Below are 24484 nucleotides of genomic sequence, written 5' to 3'. Positions count from 1 at the left end.
GGGGATAAGGCCGTCTGAAAAATTATAGACGTTCGGTTTCAACACGGATTTTAAAAACAACTTTGCGTATGTTCGCTCTGTCGCCGACCAATGGGGCATGCGCATCATTAGGGAAAAACAACGCAAATTCGCCTGGCTCCAAGGTCAGCCAAGTTTCCAGCTCGCAGTCGAAAAACTCGATATCGCGCTTTTCGTTGTAGCCTAAACCGTTTTTCAGACGGCCTCTGTCTATCCAGCCATACGTTTCGCTGCCATCAATCGGTGTTTGAATATCAATATGTTTTAAGTGCGCTTCAGGCTGGGCTTCTCCCTTCGTCCTCATCGGCTCGCTGCCGATAAAAATACGGATATTAGGATTCTCGCATGGCACTTGGCCGTTCGGCAGCTTGGAAAAATCCAAGGTCTGCAACAGATGGAAGGCCTCGGCAAAGTCGGGATGCAAGGCGGCGTAGCGGGTGGCATTGCTTATGGTGTCGGTAATCATGGTATATTTGTGTAGATTAAAGGCCGTCTGAAACACTTAAATTTTTCAGACGGCCTTTTGTATGTCAACCGTTAAACAGCCAAGGCTGGCTTTGGCGGCGTTTTTCTTCAAAGGCGTGAATTTCGTCAGCGTGTTGCAGGGTCAGGCCGATTTCGTCCAAGCCGTTTAAGAGGCAGTGTTTGCGGTGTTCGGTAATGTCGAATGTGAATGTTTCGCCGCTAGGGGTAGTCAGGGTTTGCTCGGCAAGGTTGATGGAGAGCTGATAGCCTTCGTTGGCTTCAACTTCTTTGAAAAGCTGGTCAACCTGTTCTTCTGTCAAAACGATAGGCAAAAGACCGTTTTTGTAGCAGTTGTTGAAGAAGATGTCGGCGAAGCTGGGGGCGATGACGGCGCGGAAGCCGTAGTCGTCCAATGCCCAAGGGGCGTGTTCGCGTGAAGAGCCGCAACCGAAGTTTTTACGCGTCAACAGGATTTGTGCGCCTTGATAGCGTGGCTGGTTCAGGGAGAAATCCGGATTTAACGGGCGTTTGCTGTTGTCCATGCCAGGTTCGCCGTGGTCGAGGTAACGCCATTCATCAAAGGCATTTGGGCCGAAGCCGCTACGTTTAATGGATTTCAGAAATTGTTTGGGGATGATGGCGTCGGTATCGACGTTGCTGCGGTCGAGCGGGGCGACGATGGCGGTGATTTTGGTAAAGGCTTTCATGTCAGATTCTTATAGTAATAATGGGAAATTTTATGGCTATTCGGGTTAGCGTGTGCTGTGCAAACCGATTCGGTTGCCTTCTGTGTCTTCAATAAATGCTGCAAAGCCGTTGGCAATGCGGAATTTCTCTTGTAACAGTTTGCCGCCTGCTGCAACGGCTTTTTCTGCTGTTTCGGCACAATCCGGGCAATTGAAGAAAATGGTTGTACCGCCATGGCCGGGTTGGGCGTTGCTGTCGTGCCAAATCATACCGGCCGTACCGTATTGGGTGTAATCGGCTGGAAAAATGATGAAACGGAATCCGTTGCCGCCAACGTCTTGCAGAGGCTTGCCGAATACGGATTCGTAAAAGGCTTTGGCGCGATCCAAATCATGAGCGTGAATACCAAACCAGCTTGACAGATTACTCATTGTTTCTTCCTTTGCTTGGAATCGTGAAAATGTCTGAAAAATTAATAATGTATCAGGCCGTCTGAAACGGAGCCAGGAGCTTCAGACGGCCTGATTTACCGAATTATTCGGTAGCGGCTTCGATTTTTTCTCCAACATGGCTCATGCCGCGGCCTACTGCATTGCCGCCTTTTTTAACGGCTTCGCCGGTTTTGTCGGCAACGTGTTCTGCGGTTTCTTTGGTTTTATCGGCTACGCGCTCGGCAGTCTCTTTGGTTTTGTCCCAATTGCGGTTGGCATCGTTTTTTGCGCCGGACCAAGTGCTGGAACAAGCTGACAGGATGAGGGCTGCGGCAGCCAATGCAAACAGTTTTTTCATACTAGATTCCTTTCAAGTTATCAATGATTAAGAAGGTTTTCGGACGTTTTGCGCAATAGGAAAATTTACTTGGGCAAGGTATTGTTTCAGACGGCCTGATCAATAAAGGCCGTCTGAAAATACTTTAAGCCATAGTACGGATGTCGGTAAAGTGGCCAGTCACTGCAGCTGCGGCTGCCATGGCAGGGCTGACGAGGTGGGTACGTCCGCCATTGCCTTGACGGCCTTCAAAGTTACGGTTGGAGGTGGAGGCGCAACGTTGTCCCGGGGTCAGGCGGTCGGCATTCATGGCGAGGCACATAGAGCAGCCCGGTTCACGCCATTCAAAACCGGCTTCGATAAATACTTCGTGCAAGCCTTCTTTTTCTGCCTGTTCTTTAACCAAACCGGAGCCGGGAACAATCAATACGCGTTGTACATTGTCCGCTTTTTTTCGGCCTTTGGCGATAGCGGCGGCTTCGCGCAAGTCTTCGATACGGCTGTTGGTGCAAGAACCGATAAAGACGATATCGACAGGGATTTCGTTTAATGGCGTACCGGCTTCCAAGCCCATGTATTCAAGGGCGCGTTCCATGCCGCTGCGTTTGACTGGATCGGCTTCTTCGGCAGGATTAGGCACTTTGCCACTGATGTCTAAAACCATTTCAGGCGATGTGCCCCAAGTCACTTGAGGCTCGATGTCTTCGGCTTTGAAGTGGTATTCTTTATCGAATACTGCGCCTTCGTCAGACACCAGCGTACGCCAGTATTCAACGGCTTTGTCCCATGCTTCGCCTTTAGGTGCGAAAGGTTTGCCTTTTACATAGTCGATGGTGGTTTGGTCGACGGCAACCATGCCTGAGCGCGCACCGGCCTCAATCGCCATATTACACAAGGTCATGCGGCCTTCCATAGAAAGGCTGCGGATGGCTTCGCCGCCAAATTCAATGGCGTAGCCTGTGCCGCCGGCCGTACCGATTTGACCGATGATGTAAAGTGCCACGTCTTTGGCAGTAACGCCGGGTTTCAGACGGCCTTCAACGGAAATCAGCATGGATTTGGATTTTTTTGCGGTAATACATTGGGTTGCCATGGTGTGCTCGACTTCGGAAGTGCCGATACCGTGCGCCAATGCGCCGAATGCGCCGTGGGTAGAAGTGTGCGAGTCGCCGCAGACAACGGTCATGCCGGGCAGGGTAGCACCTTGCTCCGGGCCCATAACGTGCACAATGCCTTGGCCTTTATCCATAAACGGAAAGTAGGCGAGTGCGCCAAACTCTTTAATGTTTTTGTCCAAAGTATCGACTTGCAGTTTGGAAATCGGATCTTGGATACCTTTGTCCCAGTCGCCGGTCGGAGTGTTGTGGTCGGCTGTGGAGACTACGCTGTCGATACGCCAGAGTTTGCGGCCGGCCATTTTCAAACCTTCAAATGCTTGCGGGCTGGTAACTTCGTGAACCAGGTGGCGGTCGATGTAAAGCAGGACAGTGCCGTCTTCTTCTTCGCGGACGACGTGGCTGTTCCAAAGTTTATCGTAAAGGGTTTGTGCGCTCATGATGAGTATTCTTTGCTATTGGTAGGTATGAATGATGGTTTGCGTTTATGGGCGGATTTTAGGCTTTTTATAGGGGCTGCGCAATAGAAATTTGTCCAATTTTTAAAATTTGTCGTAAAGTTTCAAAAATTCTTATTAAAAATTAGACAAATTGTAGAATTGTTGACAAAAGATGCATTTTATCTGAAAGAATACTTGTCGAAATGCACTAAAAAGTTCTATCATTCTCACTCAACAACCACACTTACCAAGAGGTATAGAGAATGAAATTACCGGTAATGGCTCCTGAGCATCTGACTCAATTACGGGAATTTGAGAAAAAAGTCCTTGCCAATCATGTCAAAATCGAAGCATGGTTCCGTTCGCATTGGAACGAACACCGTCCGCCATTTTATGGTTCGGTTGACATCCGTAATGCCGGTTACAAAATTTCATCTATCGATATGAACCTGTTTCCGGGCGGCTTCAATAATTTGAATCCCAACTTTATCCCGCTGGCGGCGGTTGCCGCGCAAGATGCGGTACAGCACGCATGTGAAACGGCAAAATCCGTATTGATTATTCCTGAAAACCACACGCGCAACACATTCTATCTGCAAAACGTTTACGCACTCAGCGAGATTTTGCGTTCGGCAGGATACGAGGTGCGCTTGGGCAGCTTGAATCCTGAAGTGACTGAGCCGACCGTGTTTGAAACCGCGTTGGGCGACAAAATTTTGCTTGAGCCTTTATTGCGTACCCGTGAGCGTGTACATCTTGCCGACGGTTTCTCGCCTTGCGTTGTCTTGTTGAACAATGACTTGTCAGCGGGTGTTCCTGAAATCCTTAAAGGCATCAGCCAAACCGTTTTGCCTCCATTACACGGCGGCTGGACGACTCGCCGTAAAACCGAACACTTCGGTGCGTACAACCAAGTCGCCGCCAACTTTGCCAAGTTGATTGACATCGACGAATGGCAAATCAATCCTTATTTTGAAAAAATCAGCGGTTTGGATTTCCAAGAGCGTGAAGGCGAGGATGCATTAGCAGGCGCGGTAGAGCGTGTATTGGCGAAAATTCAAGCCAAATACGACGAATTGGGTATTACCGACCAACCTTTCGTTATTGTGAAAGCCGACGCAGGTACTTACGGCATGGGCGTAATGAGCGTTAAATCTGCGGATGAAGTGCGCGGCTTGAACCGTAAAAACCGCAATAAAATGGCGAAAGTTAAAGAAGGCTTGGAAGTCAACGAAGTCATTGTCCAAGAAGGTATTTATACCTACGAAACCATGAACGGCGCCGTGTGTGAACCTGTCGTTTATATGATGGACCGTTTCGTTATCGGCGGCTTCTTCCGTGTACACGAAGGCCGTGGTGCAGACGAAAACCTCAATGCCGGCGGTATGGTGTTTGTTCCGCTGTCCAACAGCATCCCTACCGGTAACGGCGACAACTCCCAAGAAGCGCCTGAAGCCTGCAAACGCGTATTTGAACAATGGGATTCGCTCGGTATGCCGCGCTCTGAAAAAGACTGCGACGTCGACAACGAACACAACCGCCTCTACGTTTACGGCGTAATGGCGCGCCTGTCCTTGCTTGCCGCTGCATTGGAGTTGGAGAAAACCGCGCCTAAAGCCTAATAAAGCGTTGATCGATATTGTCAGGCCGTCTGAAAATTAGTTTTCAGACGGCCTTTTCTGTCTGTACAATTCATTCTAACTAAAAAAAACATGATTTATTTTTATGAGCAAACCAGCCAATCCAGTTGAAATAACCGACAATCTGCCAGACCAAACCATACAGCGCAGCAATACCGACAATGCGCCGCGTTCTGCTATCCATCAAACCTTGTATTCCGCCGATACCTTTGCTCAGCATGATTATCTTGCCGGAAAAAACTTGCCCGATATTGCCCGCCCGCAAGAAGGTCAAATCGACTGGCTGCATTTTGTCGGCATCAATGATGTTGCCTTGCTCAAACACGCGCTTGAGCCTTACGGCATCCATGAGCTGGTGATTGAAGATATTCTCAGCCGCAAACAGCGTCCGAAAATCGAAGACTACGGTAGCTATGTTTTTACTGCCGCACAGGTTTACCACTATACCTCTACGGGCAAACTCCATTCTGACCAAGTGTATGTGATTATCGGCAAAGATTTTGTGTTGTCTTTCCAACAAAAACCGTTGGGCTTGTTCAGCCATCTCCGTCGGCAGATGCACGAAAATCCGCACAATATTTTGAACAAAAATACGGCGTTTCTTGCTTATTGCCTGCTCGACCGTATTGTGGACGACTATTTCATTGTTTTGGAGTTGTACAACAACCGCGTCGAAGTCATAGACAAGTCCCTGTTTAAAAATGAAAACAGCGATATTCTCAGTAAGATTCACCGCCTCAAGCGAGATGCCGTCCGTCTGCGCCGCACGCTTTTACCATTGCGCGATGTGTTCTACCAACTGGCCGTACGCGGAGATTTTGCTATTTTCAAAGGAGAATCGACCGTTTATCTGCGCGACGTGTACGACCACAATATGCAGCTTATCGAATCGCTTGATGCCTCGCGTGATATGGTGTTGAGCATGATGGACATCTACCTTTCCTTTCAATCCAACCGTATGAACCAGCAAATGCGCGTGTTGACGGTTATCACCATCATCTTTATGCCGCTAACCGTCATCACCGGCATCTACGGCATGAACTTCGACAATATGCCTGAGCTGCATTGGCATTACGGCTATTTCATGGTTTTGGGTGTGATGCTGTGCATCATCATCGGACTGCTGATTTTCTTTTCGCGTAGAAAATGGCTGTAAACGGGTAGGTAAGGGGTTGAAAGTCAACGTTTAAAAACGGTAGAATGATTTTGCACACGTGCAGTCTGAAGTTTTCAGACAATTTTAAAATAAATATCAAAAGGAGAAGAAACTATGAAACCGGAACGCCAACTACCTTCCCATGAACTGATTATGTCCGAGCTGATGATGCCTTATACGGCAAACTTCAGCGGCAATGTTCACGGCGGCGATCTTCTGCGCCTGCTCGACCAAGTGGCATATTCCTGCGCCTGCCGTTATAGCGGTACCTATTGCGTTACTCTGTCTGTTGATAAAGTATTGTTTAAAGAGCCTATTCATGTCGGTGAGTTGGTAACCTTTTACGCTAGTATCAACTACACCGGCCGCACTTCTATGGAAGTCGGTATTCGGGTTGAGGCGCAAAATATCCACACCGGCGAAGTGCGTCATACCAATAGCTGCTACTTCACCATGGTTGCCGTTGAAGACGGTAAGCCGGTTCCTGTACCGCCTTTGGAAATCAATACACCGCGCCAACGCTGCCGTTATGAAAGGGCTAAAAAGCGCAAAGAGTTGAGTCTGCAGGCTGCGAACGAAGATTCTGGCTGCAACTAAATTAAATTTATTAAATAATGAAGGCCGTCTGAAATCCTGTTTCAGACGGCCTTCACGCAAAAGCCATAAACCGCTTGTTTTGTGGTAGAATCAACAAGATTTTTGCCATACGAAACTACAGATAATCATGACCGACGCAACCATCCGCAACGACCATAAATTTGCACTTGAAACCCTGCCTGTCAGCCTTGAAGACGAAATGCGCAAGAGCTACCTCGATTACGCCATGAGCGTGATTGTGGGCCGAGCCCTGCCGGATGTCCGCGACGGTCTCAAGCCGGTACACCGCCGCGTGTTGTACGCGATGCACGAGTTGAAAAACAACTGGAATTCCGCCTATAAAAAATCGGCGCGTATCGTCGGCGACGTTATCGGTAAATACCACCCTCACGGCGATACAGCCGTTTACGACACCATCGTCCGCATGGCACAAGACTTCTCCATGCGTTATGTGCTGATCGACGGTCAGGGCAACTTCGGTTCTGTCGACGGCTTGGCTGCAGCAGCCATGCGTTATACCGAAATCCGCATGGAAAAAATTTCCCATGAAATGCTGGCGGATATCGAGGAAGAAACCGTTAATTTCGGCCCCAACTATGACGGTAGCGAACATGAGCCGCTGGTATTGCCGACCCGTTTCCCTGCGCTGTTAGTCAATGGTTCGTCCGGTATTGCCGTCGGTATGGCAACCAATATCCCGCCGCACAATTTGGGCGATACCATCAATGCCTGCCTACGTTTGTTGGACGAGCCTGAAACTGAAATCGACGAGCTGATCAATATCATCCAAGCGCCCGATTTCCCAACAGGCGCAACTATTTACGGCTTGAGCGGCGTGCGCGAAGGCTATAAAACCGGCCGCGGCCGTGTAGTGATGCGCGGTAAAACCCATATCGAGCCTATCGGTAAAAACGGTGAACGCGAAGCCATCGTTATCGATGAAATCCCATATCAAGTAAACAAAGCCAAGCTGGTTGAGAAAATCGGCGAGTTGGTACGCGAAAAAACGCTGGAAGGCGTATCCGACCTGCGCGACGAGTCCGATAAATCCGGTATGCGTGTCGTGATCGAATTGAAACGCAATGAAAATGCCGAAGTCGTTTTGAACCAACTCTACAAACTGACCCAGCTGCAAGACAGTTTCGGTATTAATATGGTGGCCTTGGTTGATGGCCAGCCGCGCTTGCTGAACCTGAAACAAATCCTGTCCGAATTCCTGCGCCATCGTCGCGAAGTCGTTACCCGCCGTACCTTATTCCGCCTGAAAAAAGCGCGTCATGAAGGCCATATTGCCGAAGGTAAAGCAGTTGCTTTGTCCAATATCGACGAAATCATCCGTCTGATCAAAGAATCTGCCAATGCGCCGGAAGCCAAAGAAAAACTGCTGTCCCGCCCATGGCGCAGCAGCTTGGTTGAAGACATGCTCAGCCGTACCGATTTAGACCTGCACATGATGCGCCCTGAAGGCTTGCCTGAAAATTTGGGCCTGCACAGTCAAGGCTATTATCTGAGCGAATTGCAAGCCGATGCCATCCTGCGCATGAGCCTGCGCAACCTGACCGGTCTCGATCAGGAAGAAATTGTCGGCGAATATAAAAACCTAATGAGCAAAATCATTGATTTCGTGGATATTCTTTCCAAACCTGAACGCGTTACCCAAATCATATGCGAAGAATTGGCAGACATTAGAGCCAACTTCGGCGACGAACGTCGCAGCGAAATTAATCCGTTTGGCGGCGATATTGCCGATGAAGACCTGATTCCGCAACGCGAAATGGTCGTTACCCTGACTCATGGCGGCTACATTAAAACCCAGCCGACTACTGATTATCAGGCGCAGCGTCGCGGCGGCCGCGGCAAACAGGCAGCGGCAACCAAAGACGAAGACTTTATCGAAACCTTGTTTGTTGCCAACACGCATGATTATTTGATGTGCTTTACCAATTTGGGCAAGTGCCATTGGATTAAAGTGTACAAACTTCCGGAAGGCGGCCGAAACAGCCGCGGTCGTCCGATCAACAACGTTATCCAATTGGAAGAGGGCGAAAAAGTCAGCGCCATCTTGGCCGTCCGCGAGTTCCCGGAAGACCAATACGTCTTCTTCGCCACCGCACAAGGCATGGTGAAAAAAGTCCAGCTGTCTGCGTTTAAAAACGTCCGCAGCCAAGGCATTAAAGCCATCGCGCTTAAAGAAGGCGATTACTTGGTCGGCGCAGCGCAAACCGGAGGTGCGGACGACATTATGCTGTTCTCTAACTTGGGCAAAGCCATCCGCTTTAACGAATATTGGGAAAAATCCGGTAACGATGAAGCAGAAGATGCCGATATTGAAACCGAAAACGAAGATTCAGACGGCCTGGATGATGAAAATGCCGAAAACGCATTGCCAAGCGGCAAACACGGTGTCCGTCCGTCCGGTCGTGGTAGCGGCGGTTTGCGCGGTATGCGCCTGCCGGCCGATGGCAAGATTGTCAGCCTGATTACCTTCGCCCCTGAAGCCGAGCAAAGCGATTTGCAAGTGCTGACCGCAACTAATGATGGCTATGGCAAACGTACCCCGATTTCCGATTACAGCCGCAAAAATAAAGGCGGACAAGGCAATATCGCCATCAATACCAATACCGAAAAACGTACCGCGTACCTAGTAGCCGCAACTTTGGTCGGCGAAACCGACGACCTAATGCTGATTACCAGCGGCGGCGTCCTGATTCGTACCAAAGTTGAGCAAATCCGCGAGACCGGCCGTGCTGCCGCAGGTGTCCGCCTGATTAATCTGGATGAAGGCGAAACCTTGGTCAGCTTGGAGCGCGTGGCCGAAGAGGCTGAAGATGAAGCCGCTTTAGAAACCGATGCAGCTGAAAACCAAGTGGTAGAAGCTGAAGATACTCCGTCTCAAGAATCTTAAACGTCAATGAAAAAGGCCGTCTGAAAAGTTTTCAGACGGCCTGCTTATTCCAAAAGAAAATCCCGTGAGCGCAACCGAACCGTTTGATTTACCTCTTTTTCTGAAAAATCTGCCCAATCTGCCGGGCGTGTATCGTTTTTTTGACGAAGACAACAATGTTTTGTATGTCGGTAAAGCGGTCAATCTCAAGCGGCGCGTTTCCAGCTATTTCCAAAAAAACGACCATTCGCCGCGTATCGCATTGATGGTAAAACAGGTTCACCACATCGAAACCACCATCACGCGTTCCGAAGCCGAAGCGCTGATTCTCGAAAACAACTTCATCAAAGCCTTGTCGCCGAAATACAATATTCTTTTCCGCGATGATAAAAGCTATCCTTATTTGATGCTCAGCGGCCATCAATATCCGCAAATGGCGTATTACCGGGGCACGCTGAAAAAGCCAAATCAATATTTCGGCCCGTATCCCAACAGCAACGCCGTGCGTGACAGCATTCAAGTATTGCAAAAAGTCTTTATGCTACGTACCTGCGAAGACAGTGTATTCGAGCACCGCGACCGTCCTTGCCTGCTTTACCAAATCAAACGCTGCACCGCGCCTTGTGTCGGCCACATCAGCGAAGAAGATTATCGCGACAGCGTGCGTGAAGCCGCGACTTTCCTTAATGGCAAAACCGACGAATTGACGCGCACCTTGCAACACAAAATGCAAACTGCCGCCGCTAATCTGCAATTTGAAGAAGCCGCCCGTTACCGCGATCAAATTCAAGCACTCGGCATCATGCAGAGCAACCAGTTCATCGACAGCAAAAATCCGAACAATCCCAACGATATCGACCTGCTCGCGCTTGCCGTTTCAGACGGCCTGGTCTGCGTACACTGGGTCAGCATCCGCGGCGGACGGCATGTCGGCGATAAAAGCTTTTTCCCTGACACCAAAAACGATCCCGAGCCAAACGGACAAGATTACGCCGAAGCCTTCGTCGCCCAACATTATCTGGGCAAAAGCAAACCCGACATCATCATCAGCAACTTTCCCGTTCCCGATGCGTTGAAAGAGGCTTTGGAAGGCGAACATGGCAAACAAATGCAGTTCGTGACCAAAACCATAGGCGAACGCAAAGTTTGGTTGAAAATGGCGGAGCAAAACGCACAAATGGCGATTGCACAACGCCGCCTGCAACAAAGCAGCCAGCAACACCGTATTGATGAACTGGCCAAAATCCTCGGTATGGATTCAGACAGTCTCAACCGCCTTGAATGTTTCGATATCAGCCACACGCAAGGCGAGGCCACTATTGCATCCTGCGTTGTGTACGATGAGCAGAACATCCAGCCTTCGCAATACCGCCGCTACAACATCACGACTGCCAAACCCGGCGATGACTACGCCGCCATGCGTGAGGTCCTAACGCGCCGTTACGGCAAAATGCAGGAGGCCGAAGCCAACGGCGAAAGCGTCAAATGGCCGGATGTCGTGTTGATTGACGGCGGCAAAGGGCAAATCGGCGTAGCCGTATCAGTATGGGAAGAACTCGGGCTGCACATTCCTTTGGTCGGTATCGCCAAAGGCCCCGAGCGCAAAGCCGGTATGGAAGAACTCATTCTGCCTTTTACCGGCGAAGTCTTCCGCCTGCCTCCTAATAGCCCGGCCTTGCATTTATTGCAAACCGTACGCGATGAGTCGCACCGCTTTGCGATTACAGGCCACCGCAAAAAACGCGACAAAGCGCGCGTTACTTCCTCACTCAGCGAAATCCCCGGTATCGGCAGTAAACGCCGCCAAGCATTGCTTACCCGATTCGGCGGTCTGCGCGGCGTGATTGCCGCCAGCCGCGAGGACTTGGAAAAAGTGGAAGGCATCAGCAAAGCCTTGGCGGAAACCATTTACGAGCACCTGCACTGATTGGCTTGAAGAGCAAAAAGGAACAATATGAAACCTGTCATCATCAAAAATATCGAGATCGGCAAAGGCCTGCCTAAAATTGCCGTGCCGCTGGTGGCCGCCAATACGCAGGAATTGGAGCAGGCTTTGCGCGTATTGAAAGAGACGGCTTTTGACATTATTGAATTTCGTGCGGATTTTTTCCAAAAAGCGCTTGATACCGATTTTATTACCGAACAATTAGGCATTGTCCGACAGGCTTTTCCTGACAAGCCTTTACTGTTTACGTTTAGAAGGGCGCAAGAGGGCGGCAATACACCTTGTTCGGATGACTATTATTTTGAATTATTGGAAAAAATCATCCGTTCCAAACAAGCCGATATTATCGACATCGAGCTTTTTGCCGAGGAAAGCAGCGTAAAACAAACCATTGCTTTGGCGCATGAGTATCAAACTACCGCCTTACTTTGCAATCACGATTTCCAAGCCACGCCGTCTTTGGCAGACATTACAGGCCGTCTGAAAACAATGGCTGAGTGGGGCGCGGATATCTGCAAAATTGCCGTCATGCCGCAATCGCCGCAAGATGTATTGACCTTATTACAGGCAACATATGATGTTTCACAAATTATCGACCGCCCGATTATTACTATGTCTATGGGTAAAATCGGAGCTGTCAGTCGCTTGGTCGGCTCGACTTTCGGCTCAGCCGTTACCTTTGGTGCTGCAGGAAAAACGTCGGCCCCCGGCCAAATTGATGCCAACGAATTAAGGAAAGTCTTGGCAATTTTGGGATAGTTTAATTATTAATATTCAAGGCTGTCTGAAAAATATTTTTCAGACGGCCTGATTTTTTTAAATTTATTTCTTTTAATTTTAAATAAAACCTGTAACAATGGGTTTCCTATTTCTAATAACTAGAGGAGAAATAAAATGACTACTACTAAAGAAAACCTGGCGAACCCAGGTCCAGTAGGCCTGTGTGGCTTTGCATTGACAACTTGGTTGCTCAGTCTGATTAACGGCGGCTTTTTTACTGCTCAAGAGGGTGTCGGCTTAGTTTTGGGCATGGCTCTCGCCTTTGGTGGTATCGCTCAAGTTATTGCCGGTATGTTTGAATTCAAGAAAGGCAATACGTTTGGCTTTACCGCTTTTATCAGCTATGGCGCCTTCTGGTGGACATGGGCTTTGTTTACCATCTTTTTCAAAGGTGAAACAGCCCCTGCATTTATCGGCTGGTATCTTTGCGCATGGGGTATGTTTTCGCTGATGATGTTTGTGGCCACCTTGACCAAGCCTAAGGTATTGAGCGGTATTTTCTTTTTCTTGACACTGACTTTCTTTGCCCTGGGTATTGGCGATGGCATGGAAAATCATAGCATCGTCCATATCGGTGGTTGCTTAGGCTTGGTAACTGCACTTGGTGCGTTCTACTTAGCAGCGGCAGAGGTCATCAACGAATCTTTCGGCCGTACTGTTTTGCCGATTGGCGAACGTAAATAAGCTTGACCATACAAAATGCCGTCTGAACGGTGGAAATGAAATCAAAGATTTCGGCCACAATGTTCAGACGGCATTTTTTATTTGTCTTCAAATAAATCGACATCAAATAAATCCGGCTCTTTGATGCGCTCCCGACAATCAAGCTTGATGTCTTCAGTAACTCGGCAGCAGCACGGCAAAATTTCTCCGGGCGCGACAAAAGCGAGCGGAAAATTATCATAAGAGACTTTTCCATCCAAGATTTTAACCCGGCATGAACCGCAATAACCGCTGCGACATTGGTATTCAACTTCGTGTCCAGTGCGCTCCAAGCCCTCCAATAAGGTTTCGCCTTGTTGGAGTTGGAAGGTTTTGTCGTGTGTGCTAATGAGTGCCATATGATTTGTTTGGATTGGAAAGGCCGTCTGAAACGGTGTAAAGACGAAATCAAAGATTTCAGCCACACCGTTCAGACGGCCTTGATCATAAAACCGAATGTTCGATTACAGCTCGAAATCGCCCAAATCGTCGGCATTGACTTCCGAATCAATCTGACCAATCAGGTAAGAGGAAATTTCCACTTCTTGCGGCGCAACCTGTACATTGTCAGAAGACAGCCACGCGTTAATCCATGGAATCGGATTTTGGGTCGCACCTTCAAATCCGGCAGGAAGGCCAACCGCCTGCATACGCAGATTGGTAATGTATTCAACGTATTGAGCCAGAATTTCTTTGTTCAGGCCAATCATTGAGCCGTCTTTAAACAGATAGGCCGCCCATTCTTTTTCCTGCTCGGCTGCTTTTTTGAAGAGGTTGAAGCACTCGTCCTGCAATTCATTCGCAATTTCAGCCATTTCAGGATCATCGGCACCGGCACGCATCAGGTTGAGCATATGCTGGGTGCTGGTCAAATGCAGGGCTTCGTCACGAGCAATCAGCTTGATGATTTTGGCGTTGCCTTCCATCAATTCGCGCTCGGCAAAGGCGAACGAGCAGGCAAATGAAACGTAGAAGCGGATGGCTTCCAATACGTTGACGCACATCAGGCAGAGATAGAGTTTTTTCTTCAACTCGCGCAAAGATACGGTAACAAGCTTGCCGCCGACATTGTGCGAACCTTCGCCCAACAGATTGTAATACTGAGTGTATTCAATCAAATCATCGTAATAGCAGGCAATGTCTTCAGCACGAGCGATGATGTATTTGTTTTGCACGATATCATCGAACACGACTGACGGATCATTCACGATATTGCGGATGATATGAGTATAGCTGCGCGAGTGGATGGTTTCGCTGAAGCTCCACGTTTCAATCCAAGTTTCCAGCTCGGGAATCGACACCAAAGGCAAGAACGCAACATTCGGGCTGCGGCCTTGGATAGAATCGAGCAGGGTTTGGTATTTCAGATTGCTGATGAAAATATGTTTTTCATGTTCGGGCAGATTGGCGTAGTCGATACGGTCGCGCGACACGTCGATTTCTTCCGGACGCCAGAAGAAAGACAATTGTTTTTCGATCAGTTTTTCAAATACTTCGTATTTCTGCTGGTCATAACGGGCGACATTTACCGGCTGACCAAAAAACATCGGCTCTTTCAGCGCGTCGTTTTTGGTTTTGGAAAAGGTGCTGTATGACATGGTTAGGTGTTCGCAGGACATAATGTCTCTCTTTTTAAAAATTAGTCGACTTTTCTATTAATTGTTAATTCACCATATGAAACATGTTGAATTTTATCAATAAAGTGCCATCCTAAAATAGCGAAGACTAAAAGAACACTAATAAATACATAAAATTTATATTCAGCTAAGAATGACCAAATGGCATCCATATTTTTCCTTTTCTGGAAAATAACAACTTAGCTTCATATAGTAGTAGGTTTTAATTTAAGAAAATCCTTAAAGCCTTCTACTATCTAGAAGCCTTGGATATATTTCAAAAATCAGCCTGTTTTAAATCTTACAAGCTCCGCCTGCGCAGCCGTCATCCTGAATATCGGTCTGCGTATCGTCCGCACCATCGCGGGTGTTATGGTAGTACAGGGTTTTGACGCCGTATTTGTAGGCGGTCAGCAGGTCTTTCAGCATTTGTTTCATGGAAACTTTGCTGCCTTCAAATTTGTTCGGATCGTAGGCGGTATTGGCGGAAATCGATTGATCGACGAATTTTTGCATTACGCCGACAAGTTTCAGGTAGCCTTCGTTGCCGGGAAGCTGCCACAGGGTTTCGTAGGCATCTTTCAGGGTTTCAAATTCCGGTACGACTTGTTTCAAAATACCGTCTTTCGATGCTTTGACCGTTACCAATCCGCGTGGCGGCTCGATACCGTTGGTGGCATTGGCAATTTGCGAGCTGGTTTCAGACGGCATGAGTGCGGTCAGGGTAGAGTTGCGCAGGCCGTATTTGACGATGTCGGCGCGCAGGCTTTCCCAGTCGTAGTGCAAAGGCTCGCTGCACACGGCATCCAAGTCTTTTTTGTAGGTATCGATAGGCAGTTTGCCTTTCGAATAAACGGTTTGGTTGAAGAGCGGGCATGCGCCGTATTCTTTGGCAAGGTTTACCGATGCTTTGAGCAGGTAATACTGCATGGCTTCAAAGGTGCGGTGAGTCAGGCCGAGCGCGGAGTCGTCGCTGTAACGTACGCCGTTTTTCGCCAAATAGTAGGCGTAGTTGATGACGCCGATGCCGAGTGTGCGGCGGTTCATGGTTGCGGTGCGTGCGGCTGCAACCGGATAGTCTTGATAATCCAACAGGGCATCAAGTGCGCGTACGGTCAAATCGGCAAGCTCTTCCAGTTCGTCCAAGTTGTTCAATGCGCCCAAGTTGAAGGCGGACAAGGTACACAAGGCAATTTCGCCGTTCGGATCATTGATGTTGTCCAAAGGTTTGGTCGGCAGGGCGATTTCCATGCACAAGTTGGACTGATGAACAGGCGCAACGCGTGGATCAAACGGGCTGTGCGTGTTGCAGTGGTCAACGTTTTGGATGTAGATACGACCGGTACCGGCGCGCTCCTGCATCAGAGTGGAGAACAATTCTGTTGCCGGCAAAGTGCGTTTGCGGATGTTTGGATCTTGCTCGTATTGAGTGTAGAGGCGCTCGAATTCGTCTTGATCGGCGAAGAAGGCATCATACAAACCTGGAACTTCATTCGGCGAGAACAGGGTAATATTGCCGCCTTTGATCAAGCGGGTGTACAGCAGGCGGTTGATTTGCACGCCGTAGTCCAGTTGGCGGATACGGTTGTCTTCTACGCCACGGTTGTTTTTCAATACCAACAGGCTTTCGGCTTCGATGTGCCACAATGGGTAGAACAAGGTTGCCGCGCCGCCGCGTACGCCGCCTTGCGAGCAGGACTTAACCGCCGCTTGGAACATTTTGAAGAATGGGATACAGCCGGTGTGTTGCGCTTCGCCGCCACGGATTTCGCTGCCCAAGCCGCGGATACGGCCGGCGTTGATGCCGATGCCCGCGCGTTGGGAAACGTATTTCACAATCGCGCTGGTGGTGGCGTTGATGGAATCCAGACTGTCGTCGCATTCAATCAATACGCAGCTTGAGAATTGGCGCGTAGGCGTACGCACACCGCTCATGATCGGAGTAGGCAGCGATACTTTGAATGTGGAAACGGCGTCGTAAAAGCGTTTGACGTAATCCAAACGGGTCTCTTTCGGATATTTGCTGAAGAGACACATGGCCACCAAAATGTATAAGAACTGAGGCGTTTCATAAATTTGGCGGGTAACACGGTTTTGAACCAGATATTTGCCTTCCAGCTGTTTTACGGCAGCATAAGAGAAGGTCATATCGCGGCTGTGGTCGATATAGGCATTCAGCTCGTCGAATTCTTCGCGGCTGTAATCTGCGATGATGTGGCGGTCGTATTTGCCTGCTTCGGTCAGTTTTTTTACGTGATCGTAGAGGTGAGACGGCTCGAATTCGCCATAAGCAATTTTGCGCAGATGGAAAATGGCGAGGCGGGCAGCCAGATATTGATAATCGGGCGTATCTTGTGAGATCAGGTCGGCCGCGGCCTTGATGATGGTCTCATGGATGTCGTCGGTACGGATACCGTTGTAAAACTGAATATGAGATTTGAGCTCGACTTGCGATACGGAGACGTTTTGTAAGCCTTCTGCCGCCCAAGTAACAACACGGTGGATTTTGTCTAAATCGATATTTTCCAAGCGTCCGTCGCGTTTGGTTACTTTAATATTCGTTGCTGCATTCATTGTTCAGTCTTCCCATTAAAAAACACAAGATACGGTATGTGATTGCTTTGAACGGCACAATATAATGTATTTTTCTTTGTTTAACTAGACTTGACAATGCGCTTTTTTCGGGGTGTGGATTAGGGGATAGGAGGTCTAAACCAGATTTTATGTGGCTTTGTGGCGATTTGATATTTTTTTGCATTTGCATCACATTTGTTCAAACATTGGCTAGAGGCTTATGAAATAAAGAAATTTATATTCGGCTTCTGTCTGCATGGAAAGTGTGTTAAATTTTGCAAAGCAAAAAGGATAGTGCTGTAATTGCTTACACTCATTTATCATGAAACATATTGAGAAGTTTGTCGATTTATTAGGCGAGGCATATAATGGGATGACTATCCAACCTGAATTGGGAGCGAATCATGTTGACACTGAAAACTTTAGGTTCTGCAATGGCAGTGGTTGCCGTATTGAGTTTGGGTACTTATTCTGCCGAAGTGGTGGCCAAACCGCATGGCCATCATGTGAGCAAACACCAGCCAGCGAAGAAAAACAAATTGCATCCTGCTTGTAAGAGATACCTTGAGCGCCGTGCCGCTTGGTATCGCTACAAAGGTAACAAGGCTGAATTGAGGGAAAACCGAAAAGCGGCAAAAGCGTTCCGCGGTTTGCCTTATACTGAGCAAAAAATTCAATGCCAAGCTGCTTATCAGGCATTTGATGATTTTGATCACGGCAAATTCCGCCGCCGTTAATCGTCTGATTTAAACGAAGGCCGTCTGAATGTTTCAGACGGCCTTTGATATTTATTTCTCAACAATGATTTTGTTTTCGGCTTGAGGCTCGTATTGGGTGGATTCATCACCGTAATACAACACGCCCAGCTTGATGGGGATGCGGCCTTGCGATTTGCGGTGGGCATTGGAGTCGCGCAGGGAGTAGGCGCAACCGCAATATTCTTGTTGGTAGAAATGTTCGCGCTTGCTGATTTCAATCATGCGTGCGCTGCCACCGCCTTTGCGCCAGTTGAAATCCCAATAAACCAAGTCATCGTACGGCTCGGCAGCGCGATGGCCGCAGCCGTTGATCTGTTTCATGTCTTTCCAGCGTGAAATGCCCAGTGAGCTGGTGAAAACATGAAAGCCGTTTTCATGGGCATATTGTGCCGCTTTTTCAAAACGCATATCGAAACACATGGTGCAGCGGATACCGCGTTCAGGTTCAAATTCCATGCCTTTGGCTTTGGCAAACCATTCTTTGCGGTCGTTTTCGTAGTCGTCGTCTTTATCGACAAAAGGGATACCGAATTTGTCCGCAAAGCGCATGTTTTCTTCTTTGCGTAACATATATTCTTTGTGCGGATGGATATTGGGGTTGTAAAAATAAATGGTGTAGTCGATGCCGCTGGCAAGCATGGCTTCCATCACTTCGCCGGAACATGGGGCGCAGCAGGAATGCAGCAGGACTTTTTTATGGCCGCCGGGCGGAACAAGGATGGGGCGGTCAATATCGGTAACGATGGGAGTGTTTAATTCGGTCATGGTTGGATTCTATTTATTGTTAAGTGTTTCAGACGGCCTTGGGTATCGAGGCCGTCTGAAATATAAGATGAAGCAGGTATTTTAACAGAGCTGCACTTTATGGAACAGTTTGCTACTGCTTTTTCTTTTCGTTCAATGGCTTGAATTCTTGCGCATCCGGAGGCGGGGCTGCGAAGATGGTGTCTGGATTGGGGTGTGCTGCAAATTCTGCCAGCAGGTTGCGATAGTCCAGCGACTGCTTCATCAGTTCGGCGGCGGCGGTGCGCAGGTTGTCCACGTCTTCCGGCGGCAGATAGAAACTGGTCGGAATATTCAATACCTTGTCCCTCAGCTGGGACGGCGGAAGGTCTTTGAGATTCAGGCTGACGAAAGAGAAATAAATGTCTTCGTTCTGCTTGTCTTTGTTCCATTGATCGACAAAAGCCCTGAAGCGGCGCAAAGACTCTTGCGAATGTTGGTCGATCGGAATATTCACGATGGCGGAAACGACATCGCGGAAACCGGGTACGGCAGCGCTTTTATCCAAATTGCTACTGACTTCGTTTTGGGCATTGACGTTGATGACCACAATATGGCGGATTTTGGTTTGCAGGATTTTGTTTGTCAGGATTTTTTCCGGGTACATTTCCGTCATATCCAAAAGGCTGCGCATACCCAGATTGTCGGTCAGGCCGCCGTCTATCAGGTGGATGTAGGGTCGGTTTTTCCCATCTGCGTATTTTTGGAAGCGCTCGTAAAATTCTTTTATGGTGCGGCTTTGTTGTCTGCCTGTTTCACTGTCGTCTGCATCTTCGATTTTGATCGGCGGCGTGTAGCTACAGCGTCCGCCGTTGTTGTTTAGGGTAATCGGTGCAAATACCATAGGCACGGAGCTTGAAGCTGCGACGGCGCGGGCAAGTCGCAAGTCGCCCAAGTCGATACACATCGGGTCGAAATATTCCTGCGTGAAATTGAAACGCTCGCCTATGCCCATATCGGTGGCGGAAATGATGGCAAACGGGCCTTTGGCATTTTTTTCCAAATCACGGAAAGTGGTTTTGCCGAAAAGGTAGTTTTCAAACTGCTCCTGTAACAGATCGCCGCGTCCGTATTCAGGCGAGGCCAGTCGGGGCAGGTTGGACATGGAAAATGCCTGTTTGACGACTTGGCGTTGGAAGTTTTGATGCAGGAAGCGTTTGTAAAACAATGGGATGGTGTCTTCGCCTTTCAATGCGAAATAGGCGGCCAAAACTGATCCGCCGGATACGCCGACCACCACATCGACATTCGACATCAAAGACTGTTTTTTACCGCCGATGGTAATCTGTTGCTTATGAAGCTGCTCCAACACGCCATAACCCAAGGCCGCCGCGCGCGTACCGCCGCCGGAGAACATCAACACAATAAGCGTATCGTCTTCGTCGTTGCGCTGAAGCCGGCTGGTTTCAAAGCGGTAGCCGCGTTTTAGGTCGACCGTATCAATACCGGCGACAGGCTGATATTTCACCAGCGAGCAGGCGGATAATAGGGCTGCGGAGAGCAGGGAAAGGGCGGATTTAAAAGGGAATTTCGGCATAAACACAGGAAGGTCGGTTATTCATTCAAAACGGATTATAAAGGTTTTCAGACGGCCTTTATAGAAGGTAGACTTTCAGACGGCCTTTTTGCATCGATTTTCCGTTATAATCGACACAATCTTTATCTTTCCAAACCTTTATGGCGCAACCAAACCGCATCAACCACGAACCTATCTTTCTGCTTGCTTCCGCCCCGTGGCGCGAGAGCAGCTTGTGGGTGGAGGCTTTCAGCCGCCGTTATGGGCGGGTGGCTTTGTTGGCCAGAAGTGCGCGTAAACGTCAGAGCGAATTGCGGGGCGTGTTGGTGCCGTTTGTGCCGGTGAGCGCATCTTGGTATGGCTCGCAAGAGTTGAAGACCCTGCATCGCGCCGAATGGATAGGCGGTTGGCCGCAGCCGCAGAGCAGGGCTTTGTTCAGCGGATTGTATGTGAACGAGTTGATGCTGAAATTGACCGTCCGCGAAGACTCGTTGCCCGAGCTTTATGATGTTTTGGCAGAGACCATGAAAACCATCTGTTGCGAGGCCAACCATATTGCCGCTTTGCGCCGTTTTGAATGGTCGTTGTTGACACGCTTGGGCTTTGCCCCCGATTTGTTCCATGACGGCAACGGAAATGAAATCAACGGTGAAGAAACTTATTGGCTCACACCGGAAGAGGCTGTGGTGCCTTTGGCCGAGGCCGACCGTTTCCATGCGCTCAATAAAGGCGTTGCCGTATTGGGCGCGACTTTAATCGATTTGAGGGAAGGCAGTTTCGTTCATCAGGAAAGTCTGGGGCAAGCTTTGAAAGTAACGCGGCTTTTGATTGACAACCTTCTACCCGAGGGCATCAAGTCTCGGCAGGTTTTGCAGCAGTTGCAGCAGTTTGGCTTGGGCAGTTGAATTTTTTTCAGACGGCCTGTGATATGAACAGGCTCAGGCCGTCTGAAACCTTAAAGAAAGGACATTATTATGTTGTTAGGCGTAAACATCGACCATATTGCCACCGTCCGCAATGCGCGCGGTACGATTTATCCCAGCCCTATCGAAGCGGCGCTGATTGCGGAAACCCACGGTGCAGATTTGATTACCATGCACTTGCGTGAAGACCGCCGCCATATTAAAGATGCGGACGTGTTCGCCGTTAAAAACGCCATCCGCACGCGCCTGAATTTGGAAATGGCGCTGACGGAAGAAATGTTGGAAAACGCGCTCAACGTCATGCCGGAAGATGTATGCATCGTACCTGAAAAACGTCAAGAAGTAACCACAGAAGGCGGTTTGGACGTATTGGCGCAACAGGATAAAGTGGCTGAGTTCACTAAAATCCTGACCGACGCAGGCATCCGCGTGTCCTTGTTTATCGATGCCGACAACGCGCAAATCCAAGCCGCTTATGATGTCGGCGCGCCCGTTATCGAGTTGCACACCGGTGCATATGCCGATGCGCACAGCCACGCCGAGCGAATGAAACAATTTGAGCGGATTCAAAACAGCGCGCATTACGCCAGCGATTTGGGTTTGGTCGTCAACGCCGGACACGGCCTGACCATTCACAACGTGACGCCGATTGCTCAAATTCTCGCCATCCGCGAGCTGAACATCGGCCATTCGCTGATTTCCCAAGCACTCTTCCTCGGCTTGCCAGAAGCTGTCCGCCAAATGAAGGAAGTCATGTTCAGAGCCAGAATGCTGCCTTAACGGCATCAGTCATACCGGCTAAGGCAATTGGCTTTGGCCGGTATCCACACTTTCAGACGGCCTGACTATTTAAATAAGGAGCAGACCCATGATTTACGGAATAGGTACAGACATTGTTTCTCTCAAACGCATTATCCGCCTGAACAAAAAATTCGGACTGGCATTTGCGCAACGCATTCTCAGCCCGGAAGAACTGTTGGAATTTCCGCAGGCAGGCAAACCGGTTAACTATCTTGCCAAACGCTTTGCCGCCAAAGAGGCTTTTGCCAAAGCCGTCGGTACGGGCATACGCGGCGTGGTGTCTTTCCGCAATATCGGTGTCGGGCATGACGCATTGGGCAAGCCTGAATTATTTTTTGCACCGGCTTTGACCAAATGGCTGGAAGAACAGGGGATTCGAAGCTGTCATCTGAGCATGAGCGATGAAGAGGATACTGTTATGGCTTTTGTGATTGCGGAAAAATAAGGCCGGATTTAAGTATTCTGAAATAGAAAATCCTTTTCAGACGGCCTGAAGGGTTAGGTATTTGTTGAAGGTCGGGCGTATAGGCCCGACATCGTTTTTTTACGCATAAATCGGCAGGTATCTCTGCCTGTTGCATATAAGAATAAGCTCATGATGACTGAAGACACACGTCCATTGGTACAAGTGGTTGCCGGAATTTTGCTCGACCAAAACGGCCGCTACCTGCTCAGTTCCCGCCCAGAGGGCAAGCCTTATGCCGGTTATTGGGAATTTGCCGGCGGCAAGGTTGAGGCAGGCGAAAGTGATTTTCAAGCCTTGCAACGCGAGTTTGAAGAAGAACTCGGTATCCGTATCCTTGCCGCTACGCCGTGGCTGACCAAAGTCCATTCCTACGAACACGCACATGTACGCCTGCATTTTTTATGGGTGGAAGCCGACCAATGGGCGGGAGAAATCCAATCGAGGGAAGGGCAGAAATGGGCATGGCAAAAGGCAGGGGATTTTACCGTTGCGCCGATGTTGCCTGCCAATAGCGCATTATTACGCTCCCTATCTATTCCGCGCCAGCTTCAAGGCCGTCTGAAAAGCGGCTTGATCGGTCAAAACAGCATGGGCGAATATCATGTTGTGCCATATCTGTCGGTTCGGCATCAAACCGCATCTGCCGTATTGCTGAATTTTGCCGATTGGCAACAAGGCAAGCCGATAGAAGTGCCCAGCGTGTGGCCAATCATTGAAAATGCCGAACAATGGCAGCAGGTGCAAAATGCGGATGCTGTCGTGTGGAAAGTAGCGAATGAAGCGGCAGCCAAGCAAGTTATGGATATTTTGGCACAAGGCGTGGCGATGCCGCTGATTGTGGCAGCTCCGGAAAGCATGGTTTCCATTTATCGTGAACAGTGGCAGAGCATGGGTGCACACGCCGTTTTGACCGATAATGACATTGAGGCCGTCTGAAATGAGTAAAAATCAAAAGCTTCTGATTGCCGCTGTTTTACTGATTGTGTTTGCGGCGGCCAAGCTGCTGCTCTTGGATTGGTGGCAGCGGCAACAGACAAAAGCGAATGTAGTCGAATGTAGTATGACACAAGGCTGCGTCCTGCCTAACGGTTCAAAAGTGCGTGCAACCTCCATCAATACGCACGAGCCGTTTGATATTGTGGTGGAGAATGTGCCGAAGAATACGGGCGCGGTCAGTATCAGTTTCAGTATGAAAAACATGGACATGGGCTTCAATCGCTATAACCTGACGCAACAATCGCCACAAAGTTGGCAGGCTGCGCAAATCCGCTTGCCGTTTTGCGTCGAAGGCCGCCATGATTACACTGCCGACATTACTATTGGCAAGCAGACTTTTCAGACGGCATTTAGTGCAGAGTAGTCATCATGCAAAGGCCGTCTGAAAATTTAAAGGCAAAAATTTTAATTTTTTTAGACGGCATATTTAAAAGTTCTTTATAAATGAATCAATTATAAATTATTTTTAGACAGATTGTTTACAATTATTCTGACTATCAGCCAAAAACACAAAACGGACAGAAGCTAGGCCACACAAGGGTTTGATGTGGTACAGCCTGTCCGTTTTTTACATTTGTTGTGAAAAAATCGTTTATTAATAACTGAATTTTTTATAATTTTTTTGAAAAAAGTGTTTGACAAGACCGGTTTTATTTTTTAAATTTGTTTCCATAAATAAAAACTACATCGCACTACAAAGGAACATCATCATGAATCTGTATCAAACCACTCTCTCTTGTTATAGATTTTCTCCCGTCTCTGCCGCTCCCGTCGCCGCCAGCTTATTGGCAGTCCCGACGGTCTGAAGGCTCTCAACCCGAATCCAGTTTCCGCATTCCTACGAACGCTTCGGG

Annotated in this window: 23 protein-coding genes; 13 read left to right on the top strand and 10 right to left on the bottom strand. The window is 48.8% G+C overall.

Features of this window, described 5'->3' with window-relative positions; genetic code table 11:
• Positions 1-22 precede the first annotated feature (22 nt).
• The 5 genes from ACTHTU_RS01595 to leuC form a co-directional block, all read right to left on the bottom strand.
• The gene (locus ACTHTU_RS01595) at positions 23-484 is read right to left on the bottom strand and encodes a YhcH/YjgK/YiaL family protein (RefSeq protein ID WP_440361563.1); all 462 of its coding nucleotides are present in this window, start codon (positions 482-484) and stop codon (positions 23-25) included.
• A 64-nt stretch (positions 485-548) separates the two neighbouring features.
• Entirely contained in the window at positions 549-1190 is a 642-nt protein-coding gene (gene leuD / locus ACTHTU_RS01590; RefSeq protein WP_003686352.1) for a 3-isopropylmalate dehydratase small subunit, read from the bottom strand.
• Between the two features lie 45 nt (positions 1191-1235).
• Complete coding sequence (locus ACTHTU_RS01585) at positions 1236-1601, bottom strand: VOC family protein (protein ID WP_440361562.1); 366 nt, start codon at positions 1599-1601, stop codon at positions 1236-1238.
• 103 nt (positions 1602-1704) lie between these two features.
• Entirely contained in the window at positions 1705-1959 is a 255-nt protein-coding gene (locus tag ACTHTU_RS01580; RefSeq protein WP_003746608.1) for a hypothetical protein, read from the bottom strand.
• Between the two features lie 124 nt (positions 1960-2083).
• Positions 2084-3493 carry a 3-isopropylmalate dehydratase large subunit gene (gene leuC, locus ACTHTU_RS01575; RefSeq protein WP_049343582.1) on the bottom strand — a complete coding sequence of 470 codons (1410 nt, stop codon included), beginning with the start codon at positions 3491-3493 and terminating at the stop codon, positions 2084-2086.
• A 263-nt stretch (positions 3494-3756) separates the two neighbouring features.
• On the opposite strand from leuC, the gene gshA reads away from it, so the two are divergent.
• The 7 genes from gshA (at position 3757) to ACTHTU_RS01540 (ending at position 13179) form a co-directional block, all read left to right on the top strand.
• Positions 3757-5115: a glutamate--cysteine ligase gene (gshA, locus tag ACTHTU_RS01570; protein WP_440361561.1), complete on the top strand. Its 1359-nt coding sequence runs from the start codon at positions 3757-3759 to the stop codon at positions 5113-5115.
• Between the two features lie 103 nt (positions 5116-5218).
• The gene (gene corA, locus ACTHTU_RS01565) at positions 5219-6289 is read left to right on the top strand and encodes a magnesium/cobalt transporter CorA (protein ID WP_440361560.1); all 1071 of its coding nucleotides are present in this window, start codon (positions 5219-5221) and stop codon (positions 6287-6289) included.
• 114 nt (positions 6290-6403) lie between these two features.
• Entirely contained in the window at positions 6404-6886 is a 483-nt protein-coding gene (locus ACTHTU_RS01560; RefSeq protein WP_049331010.1) for an acyl-CoA thioesterase, read from the top strand.
• 127 nt (positions 6887-7013) lie between these two features.
• The gene (gene gyrA / locus ACTHTU_RS01555) at positions 7014-9791 is read left to right on the top strand and encodes a DNA gyrase subunit A (RefSeq protein WP_440361559.1); all 2778 of its coding nucleotides are present in this window, start codon (positions 7014-7016) and stop codon (positions 9789-9791) included.
• Positions 9792-9855: 64 nt separating this feature from the next.
• A complete protein-coding gene (gene uvrC, locus ACTHTU_RS01550; protein WP_440361558.1) occupies positions 9856-11697 on the top strand; it encodes an excinuclease ABC subunit UvrC in 1842 nt (613 codons plus the stop codon).
• Positions 11698-11724: 27 nt separating this feature from the next.
• Positions 11725-12474 carry a type I 3-dehydroquinate dehydratase gene (gene aroD, locus ACTHTU_RS01545; RefSeq protein WP_440361557.1) on the top strand — a complete coding sequence of 250 codons (750 nt, stop codon included), beginning with the start codon at positions 11725-11727 and terminating at the stop codon, positions 12472-12474.
• Between the two features lie 135 nt (positions 12475-12609).
• Positions 12610-13179: an acetate uptake transporter gene (locus ACTHTU_RS01540; RefSeq protein WP_070461898.1), complete on the top strand. Its 570-nt coding sequence runs from the start codon at positions 12610-12612 to the stop codon at positions 13177-13179.
• Positions 13180-13256: 77 nt separating this feature from the next.
• Here ACTHTU_RS01540 and yfaE read toward each other — a convergent pair whose 3' ends face one another.
• The 3 genes from yfaE to nrdA form a co-directional block, all read right to left on the bottom strand.
• Complete coding sequence (gene yfaE, locus ACTHTU_RS01535) at positions 13257-13556, bottom strand: class I ribonucleotide reductase maintenance protein YfaE (protein ID WP_003686421.1); 300 nt, start codon at positions 13554-13556, stop codon at positions 13257-13259.
• 105 nt (positions 13557-13661) lie between these two features.
• Positions 13662-14795 carry a class Ia ribonucleoside-diphosphate reductase subunit beta gene (gene nrdB, locus ACTHTU_RS01530; RefSeq protein ID WP_004520359.1) on the bottom strand — a complete coding sequence of 378 codons (1134 nt, stop codon included), beginning with the start codon at positions 14793-14795 and terminating at the stop codon, positions 13662-13664.
• Between the two features lie 312 nt (positions 14796-15107).
• On the bottom strand, positions 15108-17387 hold the full coding sequence (gene nrdA, locus ACTHTU_RS01525) for a class 1a ribonucleoside-diphosphate reductase subunit alpha (RefSeq protein ID WP_440361556.1): 2280 nt from the start codon (positions 17385-17387) through the stop codon (positions 15108-15110).
• A gap of 404 nt (positions 17388-17791) precedes the next feature.
• Between nrdA and ACTHTU_RS01520 the strand changes: the two genes are divergently transcribed.
• Entirely contained in the window at positions 17792-18124 is a 333-nt protein-coding gene (locus tag ACTHTU_RS01520) for a stress response protein (protein ID WP_070644903.1), read from the top strand.
• 51 nt (positions 18125-18175) lie between these two features.
• On the opposite strand, the gene ACTHTU_RS01515 is transcribed toward ACTHTU_RS01520, so the two are convergent.
• Positions 18176-18910 (bottom strand): epoxyqueuosine reductase QueH, encoded by a 735-nt coding sequence (locus ACTHTU_RS01515; protein ID WP_004464372.1) that lies wholly within the window; start codon positions 18908-18910, stop codon positions 18176-18178.
• A 112-nt stretch (positions 18911-19022) separates the two neighbouring features.
• Positions 19023-20465, bottom strand: a complete 1443-nt coding sequence (locus ACTHTU_RS01510; protein ID WP_440361555.1) for a patatin-like phospholipase family protein — start codon at positions 20463-20465, stop codon at positions 19023-19025.
• Positions 20466-20605: 140 nt separating this feature from the next.
• Between ACTHTU_RS01510 and recO the strand changes: the two genes are divergently transcribed.
• The 5 genes from recO to ACTHTU_RS01485 all read left to right on the top strand — a co-directional run bounded on the left by recO (position 20606) and on the right by ACTHTU_RS01485 (position 23994).
• Entirely contained in the window at positions 20606-21349 is a 744-nt protein-coding gene (recO, locus tag ACTHTU_RS01505; protein ID WP_440361554.1) for a DNA repair protein RecO, read from the top strand.
• A 69-nt stretch (positions 21350-21418) separates the two neighbouring features.
• Positions 21419-22147 carry a pyridoxine 5'-phosphate synthase gene (gene pdxJ / locus ACTHTU_RS01500; RefSeq protein WP_440361553.1) on the top strand — a complete coding sequence of 243 codons (729 nt, stop codon included), beginning with the start codon at positions 21419-21421 and terminating at the stop codon, positions 22145-22147.
• A gap of 88 nt (positions 22148-22235) precedes the next feature.
• Positions 22236-22613, top strand: a complete 378-nt coding sequence (gene acpS, locus ACTHTU_RS01495) for a holo-ACP synthase (protein WP_003686416.1) — start codon at positions 22236-22238, stop codon at positions 22611-22613.
• A gap of 153 nt (positions 22614-22766) precedes the next feature.
• Entirely contained in the window at positions 22767-23570 is an 804-nt protein-coding gene (locus tag ACTHTU_RS01490) for an NUDIX domain-containing protein (protein WP_440361612.1), read from the top strand.
• Position 23571: 1 nt separating this feature from the next.
• On the top strand, positions 23572-23994 hold the full coding sequence (locus ACTHTU_RS01485) for a hypothetical protein (protein ID WP_440361552.1): 423 nt from the start codon (positions 23572-23574) through the stop codon (positions 23992-23994).
• The last annotated feature ends 490 nt before the right edge of the window (positions 23995-24484 follow it).

Origin of the sequence: Neisseria sp. P0020.S005 (assembly GCF_051957055.1) — a bacterium.
Taxonomy (GTDB): Bacteria; Pseudomonadota; Gammaproteobacteria; order Burkholderiales; family Neisseriaceae; genus Neisseria; species Neisseria subflava_A.
The sequence above is the reverse complement of the archived record's forward strand: the minus strand, read 5'-3'. Positions and strand labels throughout refer to the sequence as shown.